20 protein-coding genes and 2 pseudogenes are annotated in these 19717 nt (G+C 62.9%); 14 read left to right on the plus strand and 8 right to left on the minus strand.

All coding sequences use genetic code 11. The annotated features are described in order from the left end of the window. Window positions 1-44: 44 nt before the first annotated feature. Window positions 45-572: a flavin reductase family protein gene (locus tag MHY87_RS00605; RefSeq protein WP_239348443.1), complete on the minus strand. Its 528-nt coding sequence runs from the start codon at window positions 570-572 to the stop codon at window positions 45-47. Between the two features lie 292 nt (window positions 573-864). Between MHY87_RS00605 and MHY87_RS00610 the strand changes: the two genes are divergently transcribed. From MHY87_RS00610 to MHY87_RS00640, 7 genes and pseudogenes are all read left to right on the plus strand, one after another. After that, window positions 865-1785, plus strand: coding sequence for a branched-chain amino acid ABC transporter permease (locus tag MHY87_RS00610; protein WP_239348444.1), 921 nt, complete (start codon window positions 865-867; stop codon window positions 1783-1785). A gap of 14 nt (window positions 1786-1799) precedes the next feature. Then, complete coding sequence (gene livM, locus MHY87_RS00615; RefSeq protein ID WP_239348445.1) at window positions 1800-3212, plus strand: high-affinity branched-chain amino acid ABC transporter permease LivM; 1413 nt, start codon at window positions 1800-1802, stop codon at window positions 3210-3212. Next, window positions 3212-4039 (plus strand): annotated as a pseudogene (locus MHY87_RS00620) (ABC transporter ATP-binding protein); the annotation flags it as partial. The gene livM and the pseudogene MHY87_RS00620, both read left to right, overlap by 1 nt. 14 nt (window positions 4040-4053) lie before the next feature. After that, the gene (locus tag MHY87_RS00625; protein WP_239348447.1) at window positions 4054-4818 is read left to right on the plus strand and encodes an ABC transporter ATP-binding protein; all 765 of its coding nucleotides are present in this window, start codon (window positions 4054-4056) and stop codon (window positions 4816-4818) included. Then, entirely contained in the window at window positions 4818-5180 is a 363-nt protein-coding gene (locus MHY87_RS00630; RefSeq protein WP_239348448.1) for a DUF6867 family protein, read from the plus strand. Before MHY87_RS00625 ends, MHY87_RS00630 begins: the two co-directional genes overlap by 1 nt. A 126-nt stretch (window positions 5181-5306) precedes the next feature. Then, a complete protein-coding gene (locus MHY87_RS00635) occupies window positions 5307-6434 on the plus strand; it encodes a branched-chain amino acid ABC transporter substrate-binding protein (RefSeq protein ID WP_239348449.1) in 1128 nt (375 codons plus the stop codon). 80 nt (window positions 6435-6514) lie between these two features. Next, window positions 6515-6895 (plus strand): ACT domain-containing protein, encoded by a 381-nt coding sequence (locus MHY87_RS00640; protein WP_239348450.1) that lies wholly within the window; start codon window positions 6515-6517, stop codon window positions 6893-6895. Window positions 6896-6897: 2 nt separating this feature from the next. Here the strand turns inward: MHY87_RS00640 and MHY87_RS00645 are convergent, their stop codons facing one another. Together MHY87_RS00645 and MHY87_RS00650 are read right to left on the minus strand one after the other, a co-directional pair. After that, complete coding sequence (locus tag MHY87_RS00645) at window positions 6898-7362, minus strand: DUF1203 domain-containing protein (protein WP_239348451.1); 465 nt, start codon at window positions 7360-7362, stop codon at window positions 6898-6900. Window positions 7363-7434: 72 nt separating this feature from the next. Then, the gene (locus tag MHY87_RS00650) at window positions 7435-8163 is read right to left on the minus strand and encodes a cytochrome c biogenesis CcdA family protein (protein ID WP_239348452.1); all 729 of its coding nucleotides are present in this window, start codon (window positions 8161-8163) and stop codon (window positions 7435-7437) included. 103 nt (window positions 8164-8266) lie between these two features. Between MHY87_RS00650 and MHY87_RS00655 the strand changes: the two genes are divergently transcribed. Then, window positions 8267-9283, plus strand: a complete 1017-nt coding sequence (locus MHY87_RS00655; RefSeq protein ID WP_239349699.1) for a P1 family peptidase — start codon at window positions 8267-8269, stop codon at window positions 9281-9283. Here MHY87_RS00655 and MHY87_RS00660 read toward each other — a convergent pair. Then, the gene (locus MHY87_RS00660) at window positions 9280-10407 is read right to left on the minus strand and encodes a hypothetical protein (RefSeq protein WP_239348453.1); all 1128 of its coding nucleotides are present in this window, start codon (window positions 10405-10407) and stop codon (window positions 9280-9282) included. The two genes, MHY87_RS00655 and MHY87_RS00660, sit on opposite strands and share 4 nt — an antisense overlap. Window positions 10408-10530: 123 nt before the next feature. After that, window positions 10531-11775, minus strand: a complete 1245-nt coding sequence (locus MHY87_RS00665) for an FAD-binding oxidoreductase (protein WP_239348454.1) — start codon at window positions 11773-11775, stop codon at window positions 10531-10533. Window positions 11776-11982: 207 nt separating this feature from the next. On the opposite strand from MHY87_RS00665, the gene rpe reads away from it, so the two are divergent. From rpe to MHY87_RS00690, 5 genes are all read left to right on the plus strand, one after another. Next, the gene (gene rpe / locus MHY87_RS00670; RefSeq protein WP_239348455.1) at window positions 11983-12654 is read left to right on the plus strand and encodes a ribulose-phosphate 3-epimerase; all 672 of its coding nucleotides are present in this window, start codon (window positions 11983-11985) and stop codon (window positions 12652-12654) included. A gap of 59 nt (window positions 12655-12713) precedes the next feature. Then, on the plus strand, window positions 12714-14027 hold the full coding sequence (purB, locus tag MHY87_RS00675) for an adenylosuccinate lyase (RefSeq protein WP_239348456.1): 1314 nt from the start codon (window positions 12714-12716) through the stop codon (window positions 14025-14027). Between the two features lie 73 nt (window positions 14028-14100). After that, the gene (locus MHY87_RS00680) at window positions 14101-15351 is read left to right on the plus strand and encodes a cyclopropane-fatty-acyl-phospholipid synthase family protein (RefSeq protein WP_239348457.1); all 1251 of its coding nucleotides are present in this window, start codon (window positions 14101-14103) and stop codon (window positions 15349-15351) included. A gap of 31 nt (window positions 15352-15382) precedes the next feature. Continuing rightward, window positions 15383-15937, plus strand: a complete 555-nt coding sequence (locus MHY87_RS00685; RefSeq protein ID WP_239348458.1) for an alpha/beta hydrolase — start codon at window positions 15383-15385, stop codon at window positions 15935-15937. A 147-nt stretch (window positions 15938-16084) separates the two neighbouring features. Beyond that, the gene (locus MHY87_RS00690; RefSeq protein WP_239348459.1) at window positions 16085-16717 is read left to right on the plus strand and encodes a Spy/CpxP family protein refolding chaperone; all 633 of its coding nucleotides are present in this window, start codon (window positions 16085-16087) and stop codon (window positions 16715-16717) included. A gap of 69 nt (window positions 16718-16786) precedes the next feature. On the opposite strand, the gene rpsD is transcribed toward MHY87_RS00690, so the two are convergent. Together rpsD and murI are read right to left on the minus strand one after the other, a co-directional pair. Beyond that, window positions 16787-17404, minus strand: a complete 618-nt coding sequence (gene rpsD / locus MHY87_RS00695; protein WP_134499065.1) for a 30S ribosomal protein S4 — start codon at window positions 17402-17404, stop codon at window positions 16787-16789. A gap of 185 nt (window positions 17405-17589) precedes the next feature. After that, complete coding sequence (murI, locus tag MHY87_RS00700; RefSeq protein ID WP_239348460.1) at window positions 17590-18462, minus strand: glutamate racemase; 873 nt, start codon at window positions 18460-18462, stop codon at window positions 17590-17592. A gap of 499 nt (window positions 18463-18961) precedes the next feature. Between murI and MHY87_RS18890 the strand changes: the two genes are divergently transcribed. After that, entirely contained in the window at window positions 18962-19243 is a 282-nt protein-coding gene (locus tag MHY87_RS18890; RefSeq protein ID WP_370644827.1) for a LolA-related protein, read from the plus strand. Window positions 19244-19251: 8 nt separating this feature from the next. Here MHY87_RS18890 and MHY87_RS18895 read toward each other — a convergent pair. Then, a pseudogene (locus tag MHY87_RS18895) lies at window positions 19252-19674 on the minus strand (alpha/beta hydrolase); the annotation flags it as partial. Window positions 19675-19717 lie beyond the last annotated feature (43 nt).

A 19717-nucleotide genomic window follows, 5' to 3' on the forward strand; every position in this document is an offset into this window, starting at 1 on the left:
AAGTTCGAGATCGAAGGTTCCTTGATCTCACACTCGCGGAAAACTCACAGCTCGCGATAAAGGCGCGTCTGATAGACGAGCGCCGGGTTCGGCTCACCGAGGCGGATGTTCACGATCTCACCGATGAGGACATGGTGGGTCGCCACGACCCGGGCGTCGCTCAGGCGGCAATCGAAGGAAACGAGGCCAGACTTGAGCACAGGCGCCCCGGTGACCAGCTTGTCCCACTCGCCACGGGTGAAACGGTCAGGCCCCTGAAGCTCTGTCCTGCCCGCGAAGACATCCGCTAGGGCCAGATCCTCTGCCGAAAGAGTATTCACGCAGAACACGCCGTTCGAGAGAAGCGCCTGGGCAGAACGGGCCGCCGTGTTGACGCAGACCAGGAGGGCAGCCGGATCGTCGGTCACGGGCGTGACGGCGGTCGCCGTGAACCCGGCAAGGCCTGAAGGCCCGTCCGTGGTGACCACATGGACGGCTGCGGCAACGCGGCTCATGCCCTCGCGGAAGAGGACGGCGTCGAGGCCTTGTGCACCGGTTTCGGCGGAAGGGGGAGGAGCGGGAGTCTTCAACATGTTCTTCCAGGAAGCCTCTCCCACTCTTTCGGGCGGAGCACAAGGCTTTGCGTCCATATGGGGCCAGCAACTGCACTTTGGAAGCCGCCCTGGGACAACCTGCTTCCTATTGAACCAAAGTCTGCCGCCTATTCCATCAAGTTGCTTGATCGATACCTTAACAGTCCGTTGTCGAACGAAAAACCGTTTGCTAGAGACGCGCCAAGCTAACGGACCGCTTGGCGCCGCACCTGCATCGTGCTTTGCTGAGCACTCCCAAGCAAGACCCGCTTCCAGAGGGCAAGGGTAGGACATGGAAATTTTTGTGCAGCAGCTCATCAACGGGCTGACGCTGGGGTCGATCTACGGCCTCATCGCCATCGGTTATACGATGGTCTTCGGTATCATCGGCATGGTGAACTTCGCCCACGGCGACGTCTTCATGCTCTCCGCCTTCATCGCGCTCATCTTCTTCCTTATCCTGACCACATGGCTCGGGATCTCCTCCATCGTGCTGGCGCTCTTCATCGTGCTGATCATCGCGATGGTGCTCACCTCGCTCTGGGGCTGGGCCATCGAGCGCATCGCCTACCGGCCCCTGCGCGGTTCGTTCCGCCTGGCGCCGCTGATCTCCGCCATCGGCGTGTCGATCTTCCTGTCCAACTTCGTCCAGGTCGCACAGGGTGCGCGCAACAAGCCGACGCCTCCCATGATCCGCGACGTGATCGTGCTGTTCCAGGGCGAAAGCGGATACAATGTTGCGATCTCCTACAAGCAGATCATCATCATGGTCGTGACGGCCGTGCTGCTCACGATCTTCTGGTACGTGGTGCAGAAGACCTCGCTCGGCCGTGCCCAGCGCGCCTGCGAGCAGGACCGCAAGATGGCGGCCCTGCTGGGCATCAACGTGGACCGCACGATCTCGCTCACCTTCGTGATCGGCGCTTCACTCGCTGCGGTCGCTGGCACCATGTATCTGCTGTATTATGGCGTCGTGAGCTTTGCCGACGGCTTCGTGCCTGGCGTGAAGGCTTTCACGGCGGCCGTTCTCGGCGGCATCGGCTCCCTGCCGGGCGCCGTTCTCGGCGGCCTGATCATCGGTCTCATCGAGACCTTCTGGTCGGCTTATTTCTCGATCGAGTACAAGGACGTGGCCGCGTTCTCGATCCTGGCCATCGTCTTGATCTTCATGCCCTCCGGTATCCTCGGACGGCCTGAAGTCGAGAAGGTTTAAGGAGCTAGACGAGCATGAACGCTCCTTCCATCACCTCTTCGGCCCAGACCCAGGCCGCGACGAAAACCTTCGACCTGAAGGCAGCCCTCAAGGACGCCTTCAGGACCGCGCTGATCACCTTCGGCCTCTGCATTCCGATCCTGTCCTTTAAGACGGAGCAGAGCGGCGCCGACCTGTTCCTGCGCTCCCGCTGGGATCTGGCCCTGATCATCACCGCCATCGTGTTCGGCCTTCGCCTCGTGCTGCACGCCTTCACGGCGACTCGCGCCTATCGGCAGGCAACTCCCAGCCCCAAGCAGGCGACGGAGCCGGTCCATGCGGAGCCGAGCGCGTTCCAGCACGTGTCGAAGTTCGCCATTCCCTTCTTCCTGGGCGTGGCTTTGGCGTTCCCGGTGCTGATCTACCTCGTCCAGGGCGGGCTCAATGAATCCCGCTACTGGATCGACCTAGGCATCCTGATCCTCACCTACGTGATGCTCGGCTGGGGCCTGAACATCGTGGTGGGCCTCGCGGGCTTGCTCGATCTGGGATACGTCGCCTTCTACGCGGTCGGCGCCTATTCCTACGCCCTGCTCTCCACCACGTTCGGATTGTCGTTCTGGATCTGCCTGCCCCTCGCCGGCATTCTCGCCGCCTTCTGGGGCATGATCCTCGGCTTCCCGGTTCTGCGCCTGCGCGGCGACTACCTCGCCATCGTGACGCTGGCCTTCGGTGAGATCATCCGCCTCGTTCTCATCAACTGGGTGGACCTGACGAATGGCGGCGCCGGTATCGCCTCGATCCCGCGCGCGACCTTCTTCGGCCTTCCGTTCACGTCGGGCGAAGGCGGCTTCGCCGCGACCTTCGGGCTCGAATTCAACGGCATGCACAGGATCATCTTCCTGTACTATCTCATCCTCGTGCTCGCGCTGGTCACCAACTTCGTCACCATGCGCCTGCGCAAGCTGCCCGTGGGCCGTGCGTGGGAAGCACTTCGCGAGGATGAGATCGCCTGCCGCTCGCTCGGCATCAACACCACCAACACCAAGCTGACGGCCTTCGCCATCGGCGCCATGTTCGGCGGCTTCGCGGGCTCGTTCTTCGCAGTCCGCCAAGGTTTCGTCTCTCCGGAAAGCTTCAACTTCCTGGAATCGGCGATCATCCTGGCCATCGTGGTCATGGGCGGCATGGGCTCCCAGATCGGCGTCGCCATCGCGGCCATCGTGCTGGTCGGCGGCCCGGAAGTCCTGCGTAACCTCACCTTCCTCAAAGCGATCTTCGGAGAGGGCTTCGATCCGAACGAATACCGCCTGCTGATCTTCGGCGCAGGCATGGTGGCAATGATGGTCTGGCGTCCGCGCGGACTGATTTCGGAACGTGACCCCTCGGTGGTCTTGAAAGAGCGCAAGGCCATTTCCGGCTCGCTCGTGAAGGAAGGACACGGCTAATGCGCTGGCTTCAGGATCCCATCCTCGATGTACAGCATCTCACGATGCGCTTCGGCGGCCTCGTCGCCGTCAACGACCTCTCCTTCCAGGCAGGGCGCGGCGACATCACCGCGCTCATCGGGCCGAACGGTGCGGGCAAGACGACCGTCTTCAACTGCATCACCGGCTTCTACAAACCGACGGAAGGCATGCTGGCCCTGCGCAAGCCCGACGGCTCGCACCTGCTGCTGGAGAGGCTTCCGGGCTTCGACATCAACTGGAAGGCCAAGGTTGCCCGCACCTTCCAGAACATCCGCCTGTTCTCCGGCATGACCGTGCTGGAAAACCTGCTGGTGGCGCAGCACAACCCGCTGATGATCGCCTCCGGCTTCACCTTCCTCGGCGTGCTCGGCCTCGGCGGCTACCGCAAGGCCGAGAAGGAAGCGATCGAGAAGGCCAAGTACTGGCTGGAGAAGGCCCGTCTTATCGACCGCGCCGATGACCCGGCCGGTGACCTGCCCTACGGCGACCAGCGCCGTTTGGAGATCGCCCGCGCCATGTGCACCGATCCGCTCCTGCTCTGCCTCGATGAGCCGGCGGCAGGCCTCAACCCGCGCGAGTCCTTGGAGTTGAACGAACTCCTGCTCTCGATCCGCAAGGATCACGGCACTTCGATCCTTCTGATCGAGCACGACATGTCGGTGGTCATGCAGATCTCCGATCACGTGGTGGTGCTGGATTACGGCACCAAGATCTCGGACGGCCTGCCCGCCGATGTGAGGAACGATCCCAAGGTCATCGCCGCCTATCTCGGCGTGGCCGACGAGGAAGAAGTGAAGCAAGTCGAAGCGGAGATCGGCGCATGACCGCTGGAGCAAGCATTCAACAGACCGCACTCGCTGCGGGCCGTCAGCCGCTGCTCAGCGTGCGTGGCGTCAAGACCTATTACGGCAACATCATTGCGCTCAAGGGCGTGGACATGGACGTCCACGAAGGCGAGATCGTCACGCTGATCGGCGCCAACGGCGCCGGCAAGTCGACGCTGATGATGACTATCTTCGGAAACCCGCGCGCTCGCGAGGGCACGATCACCTATGCGGGCCGCGACATCACCAAGATGCCGACCCACGAGATCGCGCAGCTCTCCATCGCGCAGTCGCCGGAAGGCCGCCGCATCTTCCCGCGCATGACCGTGTTCGAGAACCTGCAGATGGGCGCCTCGATCAACGGCTTCGCGCATTTCAATCAGGATCTCGAGCGGGTCTGCACCCTGTTCCCGCGCCTGAAGGAACGCCTGCAGCAGCGCGGCGGCACCCTCTCGGGCGGCGAGCAGCAGATGCTGGCCATCGCCCGCGCACTCATGAGCCGGCCGAAGCTCCTCCTCCTGGATGAGCCGTCGCTGGGCCTCGCGCCGCTGATCGTGAAGCAGATCTTCTCGATCATCAAAGAGCTCAACGAGAAGGACGGCATGACCGTCTTCCTCGTGGAACAGAACGCCTATCACGCCCTCAAGCTTGCTCATCGCGGCTATGTGATGGTGACGGGCAACATCACCATGAGCGGCACCGGCAAGGAACTGCTCGACGATCCGCAGGTGCGGGCGGCCTATCTCGAAGGGGGACACTGATGCAGGGCATTCTCTACGAAGAGCCTTCGATTTGGCTCTTCCTTCTCATCACCGTGATCATGGGCGGCTGGGCCGCCTGGATGACCGGACGGGCCATCGCCATCACCTGGAAGCCTTTCTGGACGCTCATTGCCTACCTGTTCATCCTCGGGGCAGCGGTGCGCTTCATCCACTTCGCCCTGTTCGGCGGAACGCTTCTGTCGGTCCATTACTATGCGGTGGACACGATCGTGCTGCTGGTCATCGGCGCACTGGGTTTCCAGTACCGCCGCGCCCGGATGATGACCACGCAATACCGTTGGCTCTACGAGCGGAGCGGCCCATTCTCCTGGCGGGAAAAGGCTTCTGCTACCAAGGGCTAAGCCCAAAAGATTCCCAGGTGACAAGTGCCTAAAAAACGGCATGATGCTGCCTTGGATGACGGATTTACCGTCAAACCGGCCCCACGAGGAAGAGGGGCCTATAAAACCACCCAGAGGAGTGACCTCATGAAAAAAATGCTGTTGACCGGCGTGGCGCTTGGTCTTGGCCTCGCCTTCTCCAGCGCTGCCAGCGCCCAGATCAAGATCGGCGTTGCTGGCCCCATCACCGGCCCGAACGCGGCTTTCGGCGCTCAGCTGAAGAACGGCGTCGAGCAGGCTGTTGCCGACATTAACGCGGCTGGCGGCATCAATGGCCAGCAGCTCCAGGTCGTCGTCGGTGACGATGTGTCCGATCCGAAGCAGGGCGTGTCGGTTGCGAACAAGTTCGCATCCGAAGGCGTGAAGTTCGTCGTCGGCCACTTCAACTCCGGCGTCTCGATCCCGGCCTCGGACATCTACGAGGAAGCCGGCATCGTGCAGGTTTCGCCTGCTTCGACGAACCCCAAGTACACCGACTCCGGCAAGTGGAACACCTTCCGTACCTGCGGCCGTGACGACCAGCAGGGTGCCGTCGCCGGCGCTTACCTCTCCGACAAGTTCAAGGGCAAGAAGGTCGCCGTCGTTCACGACAAGACCCCTTACGGCAAGGGCCTCGCTGACGAAACCCAGAAGGCCATGAATGCAAAGGGCCTGAAGGAAGTCGTTTATGAAGGCGTGAACCCGGGCGAGAAGGACTATTCCGCTCTCGTGTCCAAGCTGAAGCAGGCTGGTGTTGACGTCGTCTACTTCGGCGGCCTCCACACGGAAGCCGGCCTCATCATCCGCCAGATGCGCGACCAGGGCCTGAACGCCCCGCTCATGTCCGGTGACGGCATCGTGTCGGCCGAGTTCACCTCGATCGCCGGCCCCGGCGCCGAAGGCACCCTGATGACCTTCTCGCCGGATCCGCGCAAGAACCCGAACGCGAAGGATGTCGTGGCCAAGTTCCGCGCCAAGAACTACGAGCCCGAGGCTTATACCCTCTACTCGTACGCCGCCGCTCAGGTTCTCGCCGAAGCCGCCAAGCAGGCCGGCAGCACCGATGGCAAGAAGGTTGCCGAGGCCATGAAGGCCGGCAAGCCCTTCAAGACCGTCATCGGCGATCTCACCTTCGACAAGAAGGGCGACATCACCCGTCCGGACTACGTCATGTACGTCTGGAAGAAGGGCGCTGACGGCAAGATCGACTACACCGGCAACGAGATGAACATGTAATCGATTGGCCTAAAGCCAACCGAACAGACCCGCCCTGGCGACAGGGCGGGTTTTTTTCATGGAAGCATTCCGGAGCCCTCATGCCCGCCCTCACCTTGCAGCTTCTCGAGAGACCTTATGCCGTCTGCCGTCTGCCTCCAGGGGCGGACGTCCCGTCGCCCATTCCGGGCCCGTTCTCGCTGCTGATCCAATCGGTCGAGGAAACAACGATTGTCTGCCCTCGCGATCAGGCTCCTCAAGGAGCCGAGATCGATTCCGGCTGGCGCTGCTTTCGCATTCTCCAGGTCTTCGATTTCAGCGTGCCGGGCATTCTGGCATCGGTATTGTCCCCGCTCGCCCTAGCCGGCGTCGGCATCTTCGCGTCATCCACGTTCAGCACCGATTACGTGCTGGTGAAGGCCAGCGATCTCGACCGGGCCATACAGGCTCTCGCCGAAGCAGGCCATCAAATCACACCGTAATGTTAGGCCCGTTCGATACGCGCGGCGAAGCAGCCGCGCCGGGCGAAGTGCGCATCCACATGAGAAACCTGCGGGTTGGAGAGAAAGCGCTCGATGACCTCCGCCACGGCGTCCCCTTCGGCCACCTCCGCATCGACGATGAGAGCCGCCACATCATAGGCGCGCAAGGACAGCAGACGGTTTCTCAGAATAGGCGCCAACTCACCTCGGTAATGCCCCGTTGCGGCAGAGCGGCTGACGAAGATCGGCCCGCTCGCGCGGTAGGGCGACGAAGCCGTCGGCTGATGCACATGACTGAGAAGCAGCAGTTCCTCGCCCACGGGAACACGCGTGAGCGAGATGCGGCACGGATAGGCATCGGCCTCGTCTGCATACACGCGCTGAGCCCCGATGGCCTTAAGCTCCGCATCGCTGAGCCGGAAGAGAGCCGCGAAGGGTTCCGCCTCAAGACCGTGCATCTGAAACATCGTGATGATCTCCTGTTGAGATCATCACTCTGTCCATGTTCGCGCCTTGGAACGACCCGTTTCCTGTGATGCCTAGCCCAGCGTTCCCAAAACCGGAAACGTCTCAAGTAGCCAGAACGACATGTTGGTGATCCAGCCGGTGAGGAAAGCGATTCCCGTGAGGATCATCAGCACGCCCATCACCTTTTCCACCAACCCGAAGCGCGAGCGCATGCGCTTCAAAAGGGCGACGAAGGGCTTCATGGCGAAGGCTGCAAGCAGGAAGGGAATGCCGAGACCCGCCGAATAAGCGGCAAGCAGCAATGCCCCATAGGACACGCTGTTCTCCGATCCCGCCACCGCCAGAATGGCCGCGAGAACAGGCCCGATGCAGGGCGTCCAGCCGAAGGCGAAGGCGAGGCCCATCACATAGGCGCCCCATAAGCCCACCGGCTTCTCCACGGAGAAGCGGGCCTCCCGATAGAACAGCCCGATCCTGAAGACGCCGAGGAAGTGCAGGCCCATCACGATGATCGCGATGCCGGCGACGGTGCTGAGCACATCGAGATATTGCCGGATCACCTGCCCCAGAGCCGAGGCGGTGGCGCCCAGGAGCACGAACACGGTCGCAAAACCCGCCACGAACAGCAGCGCGGCGAGAATCGCCCGGCGGCGCACGGCCCGGTCATCGCCTGCGTGCAGCTGATCAAAGGTCGTGCCCGCCAGGAACGACAGGTATGGGGGGACCAGCGGCAGGACGCAGGGGCTTAAGAAGCTGATGAGGCCGCCGAGGGCAGCTGCCGGAAAGGATACGCTGAGCATGAGGCCTTCTAGCCTTTTCCGCGACTTCGAGAAAGCTGGTGCATGCAGGCCTCTCCTGCTTGTGAAGCCTGCCGTTTTAGGATTGGCTTGAGGCATGACAGCTTTGCGTAATCTCATCACCGACGTGGCGGGCCTTCGGGTCGGCAATGCCCATGACGAAGCCCTCGCCTCGGGCGTCACGGCCGTGCTCTTCGACGAGCCCGCGGTCGCCTCCTACGCCGTCAATGGCGGCGCGCCCGGCACACGGGACACGGACCTGCTGGAACCGGACAAGGTCGTCCCCGGTATCCATGCCGTCGTCCTCTCCGGCGGATCGGCCTTCGGCCTCGATGCGGCTGGCGGCGTGCAGGCGTTCCTGCGCGAGAAGGGTATCGGCTTTGCCGTCGGTTCGGCGCTGGTGCCTCTGGTGCCGCAGGCGATCACGTTCGACCTGCTCAACGGCGGCAACAAGGAATGGGGCCGCTATCCGCCCTACCGCGAGCTTGGCTACGAGGCGGCCAAGGCTGCCGGCCACGATTTCGCTCTCGGCACCGCAGGCGGCGGCTATGGGGCCACCACCGTCGATCTGAAGGGAGGCCTCGGCTCGGCCAGCGCCGTGACGAGCGCAGGGCACACGGTCGGCGCGCTGGTCATCGTCAACGCCCTCGCCTCCACCCTGGTCGGCGGCGGGCCGCATTTCTGGGCCGGGCTTTTCGAGGAAGGCGAGGAGTTCGGCGGCCTGGGGCACCCGCCCCGCATCACGCCCGAAATGCGCAAGCTCGACTGGAAAGGCCGCGCCTCGGCGGCGACGCCTCCCACCTCCACCACGATTGCCCTGATCGCGACGGATGCGGTTCTGACCAAGGCGCAAGCCAAGCGGCTTGCCGTCATTTCCCATGACGGCCACGCGAAAGGCCTGCGCTTCGCTCACGCGCTTTATGACGGCGACACGATCTTCGCTGCCGCGACCGGCAAGAAGCCCTTGAAGGACGAAGCGGGGGATTTCATCGAGATCGGCGCTCTCGCCGCCGATTGCCTCGCCCGTGCCATCGCACGCGGCGTCTACGAGGCTACCGCCCTGCCCTTTAAAGACGCGCAGCCCGCATGGCGGGATCGCTTCGGCAAGGACAGGCCGAGTTAGAAAGAGAGTGTGGGCTGCCTCCCGGCGAAGCTGTATTCCGGGTCGTCGCCGAGCCGGTACAGCAGGCTCGCCATGCGGGCTTCCAGCTTGTTTTGCGTATGGCCGAGCGCACGGTCGAGAGTGGTTTGAACGTTCTCGGCCGAGGCCAGAAGCGCTGCGGCCAGGCGCGGAGAGGTGGCTGCGATCCGCCGTGCCCAGCGCTGGGCTTCACCGGCATTGATGGCAAAGCGCGTCCGCACCAGATCCATGAGGCGATGCTCCGACTCGGCGGGCCGGATCATCAGCAGCGTGCTCTCACAGCCGAACAGATCCTGGGCCGCTCCCCGCATCGGAATCAGGTAGGCGACCGCCGGTCCGTGCTCCTCGGTGGCCGGCAGGGAAATGGGACCGCGCAACTGATCGAACAGCCCAAACGTGATCCGCTCCAGGTTCTCGCTCAAATCTCGTTGGGCATTTTCGTTTGTGAAGGCGACACGATTGCCCGCTCTCACATGCACCTGCGAAAGTCGTGTTTCCATGGCTTGGTTGCAGGCCAGAAGGCGGCCGTTCCGGGTCAGTACCGCAGCGGGAACATCCATGAACTGAAGCGCGGACACCGTCGAACGGGCCTGCCGCGCAGCCAGATTCGTGAACAGCAACGAGGCGCGTGCGAGGTGCGATCGGAGCTGGTTGAGCCGCGCCTTTCCTTCGGGATCCAAAACCCCTTGCTCATGGCGCCGCTCGAAACGCATGCAGACGAGACCGCCACTGGGGATTTTCATGATAGCGCCGGCAGACCAACCGCCGCCACGCGGACGGTGGAAGTCCCGATACATGGGAATGGAGTCGACTTCGCCGGGCGCGAAAATATCGTGCTCATCGAAGAACTGGAGGCGCTTGCGCTGGAGTCCGCGCATGATCCAGGGATTTTCCCGATGCCAGCCGTCTTCATACCATTCAGTCAAAACGGGCCGGTAGTAATCCGTCGCCAGCCAGGATCGCTCGCCTCGCCCGTCGGCGGCAGCGATGAAGCCCCCCTCAGCTCCCGCAAGAACTGAAATCTGGTCGAGAACCTGAGGCCAACGCTCATGAATGACCGCGGCTTCATAGATGTCGCTGATCAGCGAACGATTGCCCCCGAGCATTGATGCCCTCCGTAACGTTAGGGCATATCATAAACATTATACCTCTTCATTCAAGCAGTTTTCCCCTCCGAACGAATAGGATAACTATCTTGTGAGGCATTCGCGCAATTGCGAGGGAACGGCTTAGAACCGCTCCACCCGATAAGGCTTCGGATCGACCACGGTCTGCTGCTCGCCGGTCATCATTTCCGCCAGCAAGCGGCCGGTGACGGGGCCGAGGGTCAGGCCGTGATGGGCGTGGCCGAAACCGAACCAAAGGTTCTTGTGGCGTGGGGCCTTGCCGATGATCGGCATCATATCCGGCGTGCAGGGGCGCATGCCCATCCACGGATGGGGATCGACCCGCTCGCCAAGGGGGAAGAAGTCCTTCGCGATGGGCTCTGCCCGTTCGAGCTGGACCGGGCTTCTGGGCGCATCGCGGTTGGCGAATTCCGCGCCCGTCGTGAGGCGGATGCCCTTGGACATGGGGGCGAGAAAATAGCCGCGGTCGAAATCGAGCGTCGGCTTGTTGAGCACCGCATTGCCTTCCGGCTTGTAATGCATGTGGTAGCCGCGCTTGACCGCGAGCGGCAAATTGTAGCCCAGACGCTTCGTGACCACGTCCGCCCAGGGCCCCAAGGCCACGACGACCTCGCCGGCCTCGACCGGCCCCTTCTCCGTCTGCACGCGCCAGCCGGTTGAGGTTTCCTCGAGCGTCTTGGCATCTCCTGCCGCGAGTTCCCCGCCGAGGCGCTCGAACAGGCCCACATAGCCCATGGTGAGCAGGTGCGGGTCGGAGACGGAGGCCGGATCGGTCCAGTGAATGCCGCCCTTGGTCTCGACCTTCAGGTGCGGCTCGCTCTCGGCCACGCCCCTGGTGTCGAGAGCGTTGAAGTTCACGCCGAAATCGCGCTTCACGGCTTCCGCATCGCGGAACTGCGCGTCGCGGGTCTTCTCGTCGCGGAACACCTTCAGCCAGCCGGTCGGACGGATCAGGCCCGTGGAACCGGATTCCTCGGCCAAGGCCATGTGCTCGGTGACGGAATGCTCGATCAGCGGCGCATACATGCGCGCAATCGCCTTGTGCTGGGCGGGACGCGAATGCATCCAGTACTGCCACAGGAAGGGCGCGAGCCTCGGGATGGCGTCCCAATGGTAATGAGCGTCGATGGTGTTGTTCAGGGCGTAGCGCAGCAGGGCCCCGAAATCGTGCGGGAAGCCATAAGGATAGACGCCTTCGCGCTGGATCAGGCCCGCATTGCCGAACGAGGTTTCCTCGCCCGGCTTGCGCTTGTCGATCAGCAGTACTGAGCGGCCGCGTTTCTGCAAATGCACGGCAATCGACACGCCGACGATGCCGGCGCCGAGAACAATCACATCCTTACGCATGAAGTCCTGCCCTGTTTCTTGTTGCCCCCAGACGGGAGCGGGCTTTCGCCCCTTTTCAAACCGAGTTTTACTCCCGTTCCATTGGGGCCGTCCATGCCTTTCGTGCAGCCGAAGCACCTCTCCCCAGCCGAGTGGTCTTAAAATGGTTTACGGCGCGGCGTGAAGAACCGTTGCCCGCAGAAAATGCCTGTGCTACCGGCCCTTTTCATGACACGCCCTCTGCTCATCGCCCCTTCCATTCTCGCCTCCGACTTCTCGAAGCTCGGCGAGGAAATCCGCGCCGTCGACGCCGCCGGCGCCGACTGGATCCATATCGACGCGATGGACGGCCATTTCGTGCCTAACATCACCCTGGGCCCGGACATCGTGAAGGCGATCCGCCCGCACACGAAGAAGATCTTCGACGTGCACCTGATGATCGCCCCGGTCGATCCCTATCTCGAAGCCTTCGCCAAGGCGGGCGCGGATATCATCAGCATCCACGCGGAGGCAGGCCCTCACATACACCGCTCGCTGCAGACCATCCGCAAGCTCGGCAAGAAGGCAGGCATCGTGCTCAATCCGGGCACTCACGAGGCCTCCATCGAGCACTTGCTCGACGATGTGGACCTGATCCTCCTGATGACGATCAATCCCGGTTTCGGCGGACAGGCCTTCATCCCTTCGGTCTGCCCCAAGGTACGGCGGATCAAGGAGATGGTCGGAGATCGCGACATCGACATTGAGATCGACGGCGGCGTGACGCCCGAAACCGCTCCGCTGGTGGCGGAAGCCGGGGCCAACGTGCTCGTCGCAGGCTCCGCGGTGTTCAAGGGTGGTCCCTCGACTTACGCCGCCAACATGGCCGCCATTCGCGAGGCTGCAGAGAAGGCGCGTTGAGATCGACGGGTTATCGTGCTACCGCGCGGGGCATATCCCCCGCGTGGAAGTGAAAAGCGATGATCCCTCGTTACAGCCGTCCCGAGATGGTGGCCATCTGGTCGCCGGAAACCAAGTTCCGCATCTGGTTCGAGATCGAGGCTCACGCCACGACGGCGCTTGCCAATCTCGGCGTCGTGCCTAAGGAAGCCGCCGAGACAGTCTGGGAGAAGGGCTCCAAGGCCACCTTCGACGTGGAGCGCATCGATTCCATCGAGCGTGAGGTGAAGCACGACGTCATCGCCTTCCTCACGCATCTGGCCGAGATCGTCGGGCCGGAAGCCCGCTTCGTTCACCAGGGCATGACCTCGTCCGACGTGCTCGACACCACCTTCAACGTACAGCTCGCCCGCGCCACCGACATCCTCCTGCGCGACATGGACGAGTTGCTCGCCGCCATCAAGCGCCGCGCCATCGAGCACAAGATGACGCCGACCATCGGCCGCTCGCACGGCATCCACGCCGAGCCCACCACCTTCGGCCTCAAGCTCGCCCAGGCCTATGCGGAGTTCGAGCGCTGCAAGATCCGCCTGATCGAGGCTCAGCGCGAGATTTCCACCTGCGCCATCTCGGGCGCGGTCGGCACCTTCGCCAATATCGATCCGAGCGTGGAAGAATACGTGGCCGAGCAGATGGGCCTCCAGGTCGAGCCGGTCTCGACCCAGGTCATCCCGCGCGACCGCCACGCCATGTATTTCGCGACGCTCGGCGTCATCGCCTCCTCCATCGAGCGCCTGGCGACGGAAGTGCGCCACCTGCAGCGCAGCGAGGTTCTGGAAGCCGAAGAGTTCTTCTCGGCGGGCCAGAAGGGCTCGTCGGCCATGCCGCATAAGCGCAACCCGGTCCTCACAGAGAACCTGACGGGCCTCGCCCGCATGGTCCGCGCTTATGCCATGCCCGCCATGGAAAACGTGGCGCTCTGGCACGAGCGGGATATCTCCCACTCCTCCGTGGAGCGCATGATCGGCCCCGACGCCACCGTGACCCTGGACTTCGCGCTGGCTAGGCTCACGAATGTCATCGACAAGCTCGTGGTCTACCCTGAGAACATGCAGAAGAACCTGGACCGCCTCGGCGGCCTCGTTCACTCACAGCGCGTGCTGCTGGCGCTCACCCAGAAGGGCGCCTCCCGCGAAGACGCCTATCGCCTCGTTCAGCGCAACGCCATGCCGGTCTGGCGCGGCGAAGGTGACTTCCTGACCCTTCTGAAGAACGACGCCGACGTGGCGAAGTACCTGAAGCCGGAGGAAATCGAGGTCTGCTTCGACCTCGGCTATCACTTCAAGCACGTGGATACGATCTTCACGCGGGTCTTCGGTTCCGCAGGAGCATAACTCCAGGCCTGGACATTTTTGCCTAACGCGCGACAATTCCCGTGCAGGAGATTACGGCACGGGAATTGCAACCATGGTGTCAGAGAAGATCCTTGCCGCCGCCTTCACGAACGCCGTGAAGCGGGGCACCCTGAGAATGACCACCGCCAAGGGGCAGATTTTCACCTTCGGCGACGGCACTCTCCCGGAAGTCGCGATCCGGTTCACGGACCCTGCGGCCCAGACGGCCCTTTGCCTCCATCCTGAGCTGAAGCTCGGCGAGCTGTTCATGGATGGCAGGCTCATCATCGAGGAAGGCAATATCCTGGGGCTGCTCCAGCTCCTGCTTCAGGACACGCGCGGCGACCTCAACGAGCTTCCTCTTCATCCCCTGCGCAGGATCCGTCACAAGATCATGCGGCGCGGCGAGAACGATGCCCACCGCTCCAGGCGGAATGTCGCCCATCACTACGATCTCGATGGGCGGCTTTACTCCCTCTTTCTCGACAGCGACAAGCAGTATTCCTGCGCCTATTTCGACCATCCGGATGCGAGCCTCGAAGAAGCGCAACAGGCGAAGAAGCGACACATCACAGCCAAGCTCCTGGTTGATCGCGGCCACAGCGTTCTCGACATCGGCTCCGGCTGGGGCGGCATGGGGCTTTATCTGGCGCATGTGACAGGCGCCGATTCCGTGAAGGGCGTAACGCTCTCCCAGGAACAGCTCGAAGTCTCACGCAAGCGCGCCGCTGCGGCTGGCCTGGCAGATCGCGTGAAATTTGAGCTTGAAGACTACCGCTCCACCATCGGCAGTTTCGACCGCATCGTTTCCGTCGGCATGTTCGAGCATGTGGGGCTCGCATCCTACGGCGATTATTTTCAGACGTGCCGGAAGCTTCTGAAGGACGATGGCGTGATGCTTCTTCACACCATCGGACGCTCGGGCACGCCCTATCCTACAAACCCCTGGATCACGAAGTACATCTTCCCGGGCGGGCATCTGCCTGTGCTCTCGGAGGTTCTACCGGCCATCGAGCGGGCGGGTCTTGTCGTCACCGACATCGAGATCCTGCGACTGCATTATGCCTATACGCTCCAGGCCTGGCGCGAGCGCTTCATGGCCCATCGGGACGAGGTGCTGAAGCTCTACGATGAACGTTTCTGCCGGATGTGGGAGTGCTACCTCGCCATGTCGGAATCGGCCTTCCGCTGGCAGGACGCGGTGGTGTTCCAGCTTCAGCTCGCCAAGCGAAACGACGTAGTGCCGTTGACCCGCGACTACATTGCGGAGCGCGAAGCCGCGTTGAAGCAAGCCGAAAACATGGAGATCAAGCGCAGCGCTTGAACCGGGAGCGTCGCGCCTTTATCTCGGGATTATGAAAACCTCCGATTGCGACATCCTCATCGTCCCAGGCCACACGAATTCGGGCATCGACCATTGGCAGAGCCGCTGGGAGCGCCAGCTCTCGACCGCGTGGCGGGTCGAGCAAGAGAACTGGGATCACCCCAACAAGGATGCCTGGGTCGCGCGTATCGTCGAAGACGTGAAGCGCGCCGAGAAGCCTGTCGTGCTGGTCGGCCACAGCCTCGGCGTGCTCGCTATCGTCCATGCGGCTCCGCTTCTTCCCAAGGACAAGGTGCAGGGCGCTTTCCTGGTCAGCATGCCGGATGTGGACAGGCCCGATTTCATTCCCGCCATCGACCGCGCCTTCGCTCCGATCCCGCGCGATCCCCTGCCCTTCCCCTCGGTGCTCGTGGCGAGCCGCACGGACCCGCATTGCGATTACGAGAAGGCGGAAGACATCGCCTATGCCTGGGGCTCTTCCATCGTCGATGCGGGCGATGCGGGGCATCTGAACACGGATAGCGGGCACGGCCCGTGGCCGGAAGGCCTGATGCGCTTTGCGGGGTTTCTCAAGCGGTTGGGCTAAGGCTTTCGGCCGAGATCTGAATTTTACTTTGCCCTGAAAAGTTAACGCCGCTTAATCCAACATGACGAAAAGTTCATGCGCGAGTCATCCAGCCGAGAGCAGGATGGGGGCAATCTCATCTCATCGGCCTTCAAGGAGGATACCCGAATGAAAAAGATTGCCACCCTCGCCACTGCTGCTGCCATGCTTGCCGGTGTCGGCACCTACGCTTTTGCGCAGGCTCAGCCGCCCGTCGCCCCGCCTCCAGCCTCCCAGGATCAGGCCCAGCAGCAACGTCCGCAGCGTCCCCGCATGACCCAGGACGACTTCAACCGTCTCGTCGATGCCCGCGTCGCCGGCATCAAGGCTGGCCTGAAGCTCAGCGCAGACCAGGAAAAGCTCTGGGGCCCGGTGGAAACCGCCATGCGCAACGCCGCAACCCAGCGCTACACGCGAATGACGCAATTCCGCGAGAACCGCGAGCAGCGCCGTTCGGCGGACTTCATGCAGCGTCTGGAGCAGCGCAGCACGATGCAGAATGAGCGCGCCCAGACGTCGGCGGCCATCACGACGGCTCTGCGTCCGCTCTGGGATACGTTCAGCGAGGACCAGAAGCGCATTGCTCCGCGCCTCGTGCGTCAGGCCCTGAATGACGGCCCGGGTTGGCGTGAGCGCGGCGGACGTGACGGCCATCATGGCCGCCGCGCCGAGATGCGGCAGCACGGCATGATGGGCCAGGGCGGCATGGGTCAGGGTGGAATGATGGGCCCCGGCCCGCGCGGTCCAGCTCCCCAGCAGTAAAGCACGCAACCACAAATAAAAAGGCCGCCCGATCGGGCGGCCTTTTCAATTTCAAGTCTGCTTCGCAGATTAGCGCGAATAGAACTCGATCACGAGGTTCGGTTCCATCTGCACCGGATACGGCACCTCGGAGAGGGTCGGGATGCGGGTGAAACGAGCCGTCATCTTGGAGTGATCGACTTCGATGTAGTCCGGAACGTCACGCTCGGCGAGCTGCGAGGCAACGACCACGACTTCGAGCTGCTTGGACTTGTCCTTCACCTCGATCACGTCGCCAGCCTTCACAAGATAGCTCGGAATGTTCACGCGGCGGCCGTTGACCTTCACGTGACCGTGGTTGACGAACTGACGAGCGGCGAAGGGGGTCGCAACGAACTTGGCGCGATAGACGATCGCGTCGAGACGGCGCTCGAGCAGGCCCACCAGGTTCTCACCGGAGTCGCCCTTCTGACGAATGGCTTCCGCGTAGTAGCGGCGGAACTGCTTCTCGGTGATGTTGGCGTAGTAGCCCTTCAGCTTCTGCTTGGCGCGGAGCTGAGTGCCGAAATCGGACATCTTGCCCTTGCGGCGCTGGCCGTGCTGGCCGGGGCCGTATTCGCGGCGGTTCACGGGGCTCTTCGGGCGGCCCCAGATATTCTGACCCATACGGCGGTCAAGCTTGTGCTTGGCCTGAATGCGCTTCGACATCGCTGTTCCTCTTGTTGTCGAATTTGCGAGGAACGCGCCCTCCTCTTCCCCGAAGGGACGACAGGCCGACCGAAGCCGGGCCACGGGAGCGTAAAAAGTTACGCGGCCCCGTTAAGGACCGCGCGACTAGGTGGGATGTATGGGAAAACAGGGAGGAAGTCAATCAAGACCGAGGCTTAGCTACATCATCCCTGCAAAAGCGGCATGTCCTCGATCAACACCGCCGGCAATCCCTTATCGCGCAAGGCTTCGCGGAAGGCCGAGGTGATCCCTGCCCCGCTGGTAAAGACCGCCAAAGCCTCGTTCTCGTCAGCCTCATGCCCAGGAACGGGCTGGCCGATGAGCTGGGTCACGCGGCGGGCGATGGCCGGAGCCGGATCGATCCAGGTGACCGGCCAAGGCGCGAGCTTCTGGAACCGAGAGAGAAGCAGCGGGTAATGGGTGCAGCTTAAGGCCACCACGTCTGTACGGCCGCCCTCACCATTCACGAAGCACGGCAGAAGCTCTTCGATCAGCTCCGTGTCCGAGACGGGGTTTCCGGCCAACTCCGCCTCGGCGAAGCCTGCGAGACGGCGGGAGCCCACGAGATTGACCTTGCAGCCGCCCGCATAGGTCTCGATGAGGTCGCGGGTATAGTCCCGCGCCACGGTGCCAGGGGTCGCGAGCACAGTCACATAGCCGGTTCGCGTCGCCAAGGCTGCCGGCTTGATGGCGGGGACGGTGCCGATGAAGGGCACAGAGAACCGCTCGCGCAGGGGAGGCAGCACAACGGTCGAGGCCGTGTTGCAAGCGACTACCACGAGCTGCGGATCGTAAAGGTCGATCAGGCGCTCCATGACGGAGACAACGCGGGCCGTCAGAGCCTCCTCGCTCAACCGTCCGTAGGGAAAGCCCGCATCGTCTCCTGCATAGACGAAGCGCGCATCGGGGCGCGCTTTCAGAACCTCGGAGAACACCGTCAGGCCGCCGAGGCCGGAATCGAAGACGAGGATCGTGGGAACAGGAGAAGGCATGACAGCCGGGTTATAGGACGCACCGGCCAGAAGATCGATACGCATGGACAAGCCTTAGGAACGCAACTGCTTGATGAAGCTGTTCAGGCCACCTTCTTGGGTCTCGGTGGGGGCGAGGTTGAGCTTGCGGCGGGGCCCCTGCTCTTCCTGCTTCTGGCCTTCCACCTTGGGCGTCTGCGCCGAAAGGCGGCGCACCGGCCAGCCGTCGCTCCAATTGCCCATGTCGATGAATTTCGGGTCGCGCTGGAGAGCACCGGCATCCTTGCCCGCGAACGCCGCCTCGGCCGCCATCTCGAAGGTCCTCCAGTAGGCGAGATAATCGAGAGTGTCGGTGCCGTTGTTGCCGAGCTGCTGGGTCAGGATTGTCTGGGGGCCGGACAACGACATGTCGGCGCTCCATTTCCAGGTGTTCTTCTGCTTCGGGTCTTTCGGCGGATCGGGCTGCAGCTTGATCGCCGAGACATCGTAGTCGGGTTTCGGCGAGCCGGGCGAGGCCAGGGTCGCGGTAAGTGCCGGATAGCCATGATCGTCGGAGCTGGCGCGCATGAAGAGTTTGCGGGTCACCGGCACGCCGCTCGCCGCCTCGAAGAGACGGCGAGAAGCGCGGTCACTCGGCAGATGCTCGCGGTCGCCGTTCATGATGACGATGAGGGTCGACGGATCGATCGTCGAAAGATCGCCGAGCATGATGCCGCGTTCCTTCTCGGTCGATGCGATGCCGCCCGGCATGAAGCCGAAGATCAGTTTCGGCGCGGGCATTGCCGGGCCCTCTGCAGCGGCAGCCACGTTGAGCGCCAGCGGTACACCCGCGGAATGGCCGATATAGGCCACGCGGGTCAGATCGGGCCGCGCATTCTGATCGGGGCCCAACTGCACCAAGGCGTCGTTGATCAGAGATCCCGCCTTCAGCGTGGCATCCCCCGGACGGGAGCGGTTCACTTCCTGAAAACGCGGGATGATGACGAGATAGCCCTTGCGGGCGAGATGATCGATGAAGCCGCCGTAGAGCGCCGGGTTCACCGCGCCCCAGGAATGGAAGAACACCACCACCGGGCGGGGACTCGAGGGCGTATCGTTGCCGTAGAAAACGTAAGAACCGTAGCTGACGGTGCCGGTGTCGGTCTTGATCACCTCGGCGGCTTTGTAATCCTTGCCTCCGGGCCCCTTCTCCGGCTGCGGCGGCGGAGAAGCCGCGAACGCTATGGGTGCGGCGAGGCACGAACCGAGGAAAACAAGGGCAGTCAGCGAGCGGCGCATGGCGATCTCAGATCAAATGTGCGGAGCAAAAAGGGCTCCGGGC

It is taken from the genome of Microvirga sp. ACRRW (assembly GCF_022346925.1).
Lineage (GTDB): Bacteria > Pseudomonadota > Alphaproteobacteria > Rhizobiales > Beijerinckiaceae > Microvirga.

What these genes read in the sequence shown, in the direction of transcription:
- MHY87_RS00605 (WP_239348443.1), bottom strand. Translation starts at nt 572, where the DNA reads ATGTTGAAGACTCCCGCTCCTCCCCCTTCCGCCGAAACCGGTGCACAA.
- MHY87_RS00610 (WP_239348444.1), top strand. Translation starts at nt 865, where the DNA reads ATGGAAATTTTTGTGCAGCAGCTCATCAACGGGCTGACGCTGGGGTCG.
- livM (WP_239348445.1), top strand. Translation starts at nt 1,800, where the DNA reads ATGAACGCTCCTTCCATCACCTCTTCGGCCCAGACCCAGGCCGCGACG.
- MHY87_RS00625 (WP_239348447.1), top strand. Translation starts at nt 4,054, where the DNA reads ATGACCGCTGGAGCAAGCATTCAACAGACCGCACTCGCTGCGGGCCGT.
- MHY87_RS00630 (WP_239348448.1), top strand. Translation starts at nt 4,818, where the DNA reads ATGCAGGGCATTCTCTACGAAGAGCCTTCGATTTGGCTCTTCCTTCTC.
- MHY87_RS00635 (WP_239348449.1), top strand. Translation starts at nt 5,307, where the DNA reads ATGAAAAAAATGCTGTTGACCGGCGTGGCGCTTGGTCTTGGCCTCGCC.
- MHY87_RS00640 (WP_239348450.1), top strand. Translation starts at nt 6,515, where the DNA reads ATGCCCGCCCTCACCTTGCAGCTTCTCGAGAGACCTTATGCCGTCTGC.
- MHY87_RS00645 (WP_239348451.1), bottom strand. Translation starts at nt 7,362, where the DNA reads ATGTTTCAGATGCACGGTCTTGAGGCGGAACCCTTCGCGGCTCTCTTC.
- MHY87_RS00650 (WP_239348452.1), bottom strand. Translation starts at nt 8,163, where the DNA reads ATGCTCAGCGTATCCTTTCCGGCAGCTGCCCTCGGCGGCCTCATCAGC.
- MHY87_RS00660 (WP_239348453.1), bottom strand. Translation starts at nt 10,407, where the DNA reads ATGCTCGGGGGCAATCGTTCGCTGATCAGCGACATCTATGAAGCCGCG.
- MHY87_RS00665 (WP_239348454.1), bottom strand. Translation starts at nt 11,775, where the DNA reads ATGCGTAAGGATGTGATTGTTCTCGGCGCCGGCATCGTCGGCGTGTCG.
- rpe (WP_239348455.1), top strand. Translation starts at nt 11,983, where the DNA reads ATGACACGCCCTCTGCTCATCGCCCCTTCCATTCTCGCCTCCGACTTC.
- purB (WP_239348456.1), top strand. Translation starts at nt 12,714, where the DNA reads ATGATCCCTCGTTACAGCCGTCCCGAGATGGTGGCCATCTGGTCGCCG.
- MHY87_RS00680 (WP_239348457.1), top strand. Translation starts at nt 14,101, where the DNA reads ATGGTGTCAGAGAAGATCCTTGCCGCCGCCTTCACGAACGCCGTGAAG.
- MHY87_RS00685 (WP_239348458.1), top strand. Translation starts at nt 15,383, where the DNA reads ATGAAAACCTCCGATTGCGACATCCTCATCGTCCCAGGCCACACGAAT.
- MHY87_RS00690 (WP_239348459.1), top strand. Translation starts at nt 16,085, where the DNA reads ATGAAAAAGATTGCCACCCTCGCCACTGCTGCTGCCATGCTTGCCGGT.
- rpsD (WP_134499065.1), bottom strand. Translation starts at nt 17,404, where the DNA reads ATGTCGAAGCGCATTCAGGCCAAGCACAAGCTTGACCGCCGTATGGGT.
- murI (WP_239348460.1), bottom strand. Translation starts at nt 18,462, where the DNA reads ATGCGTATCGATCTTCTGGCCGGTGCGTCCTATAACCCGGCTGTCATG.
- MHY87_RS18890 (WP_370644827.1), top strand. Translation starts at nt 18,962, where the DNA reads ATGAAGAGTTTGCGGGTCACCGGCACGCCGCTCGCCGCCTCGAAGAGA.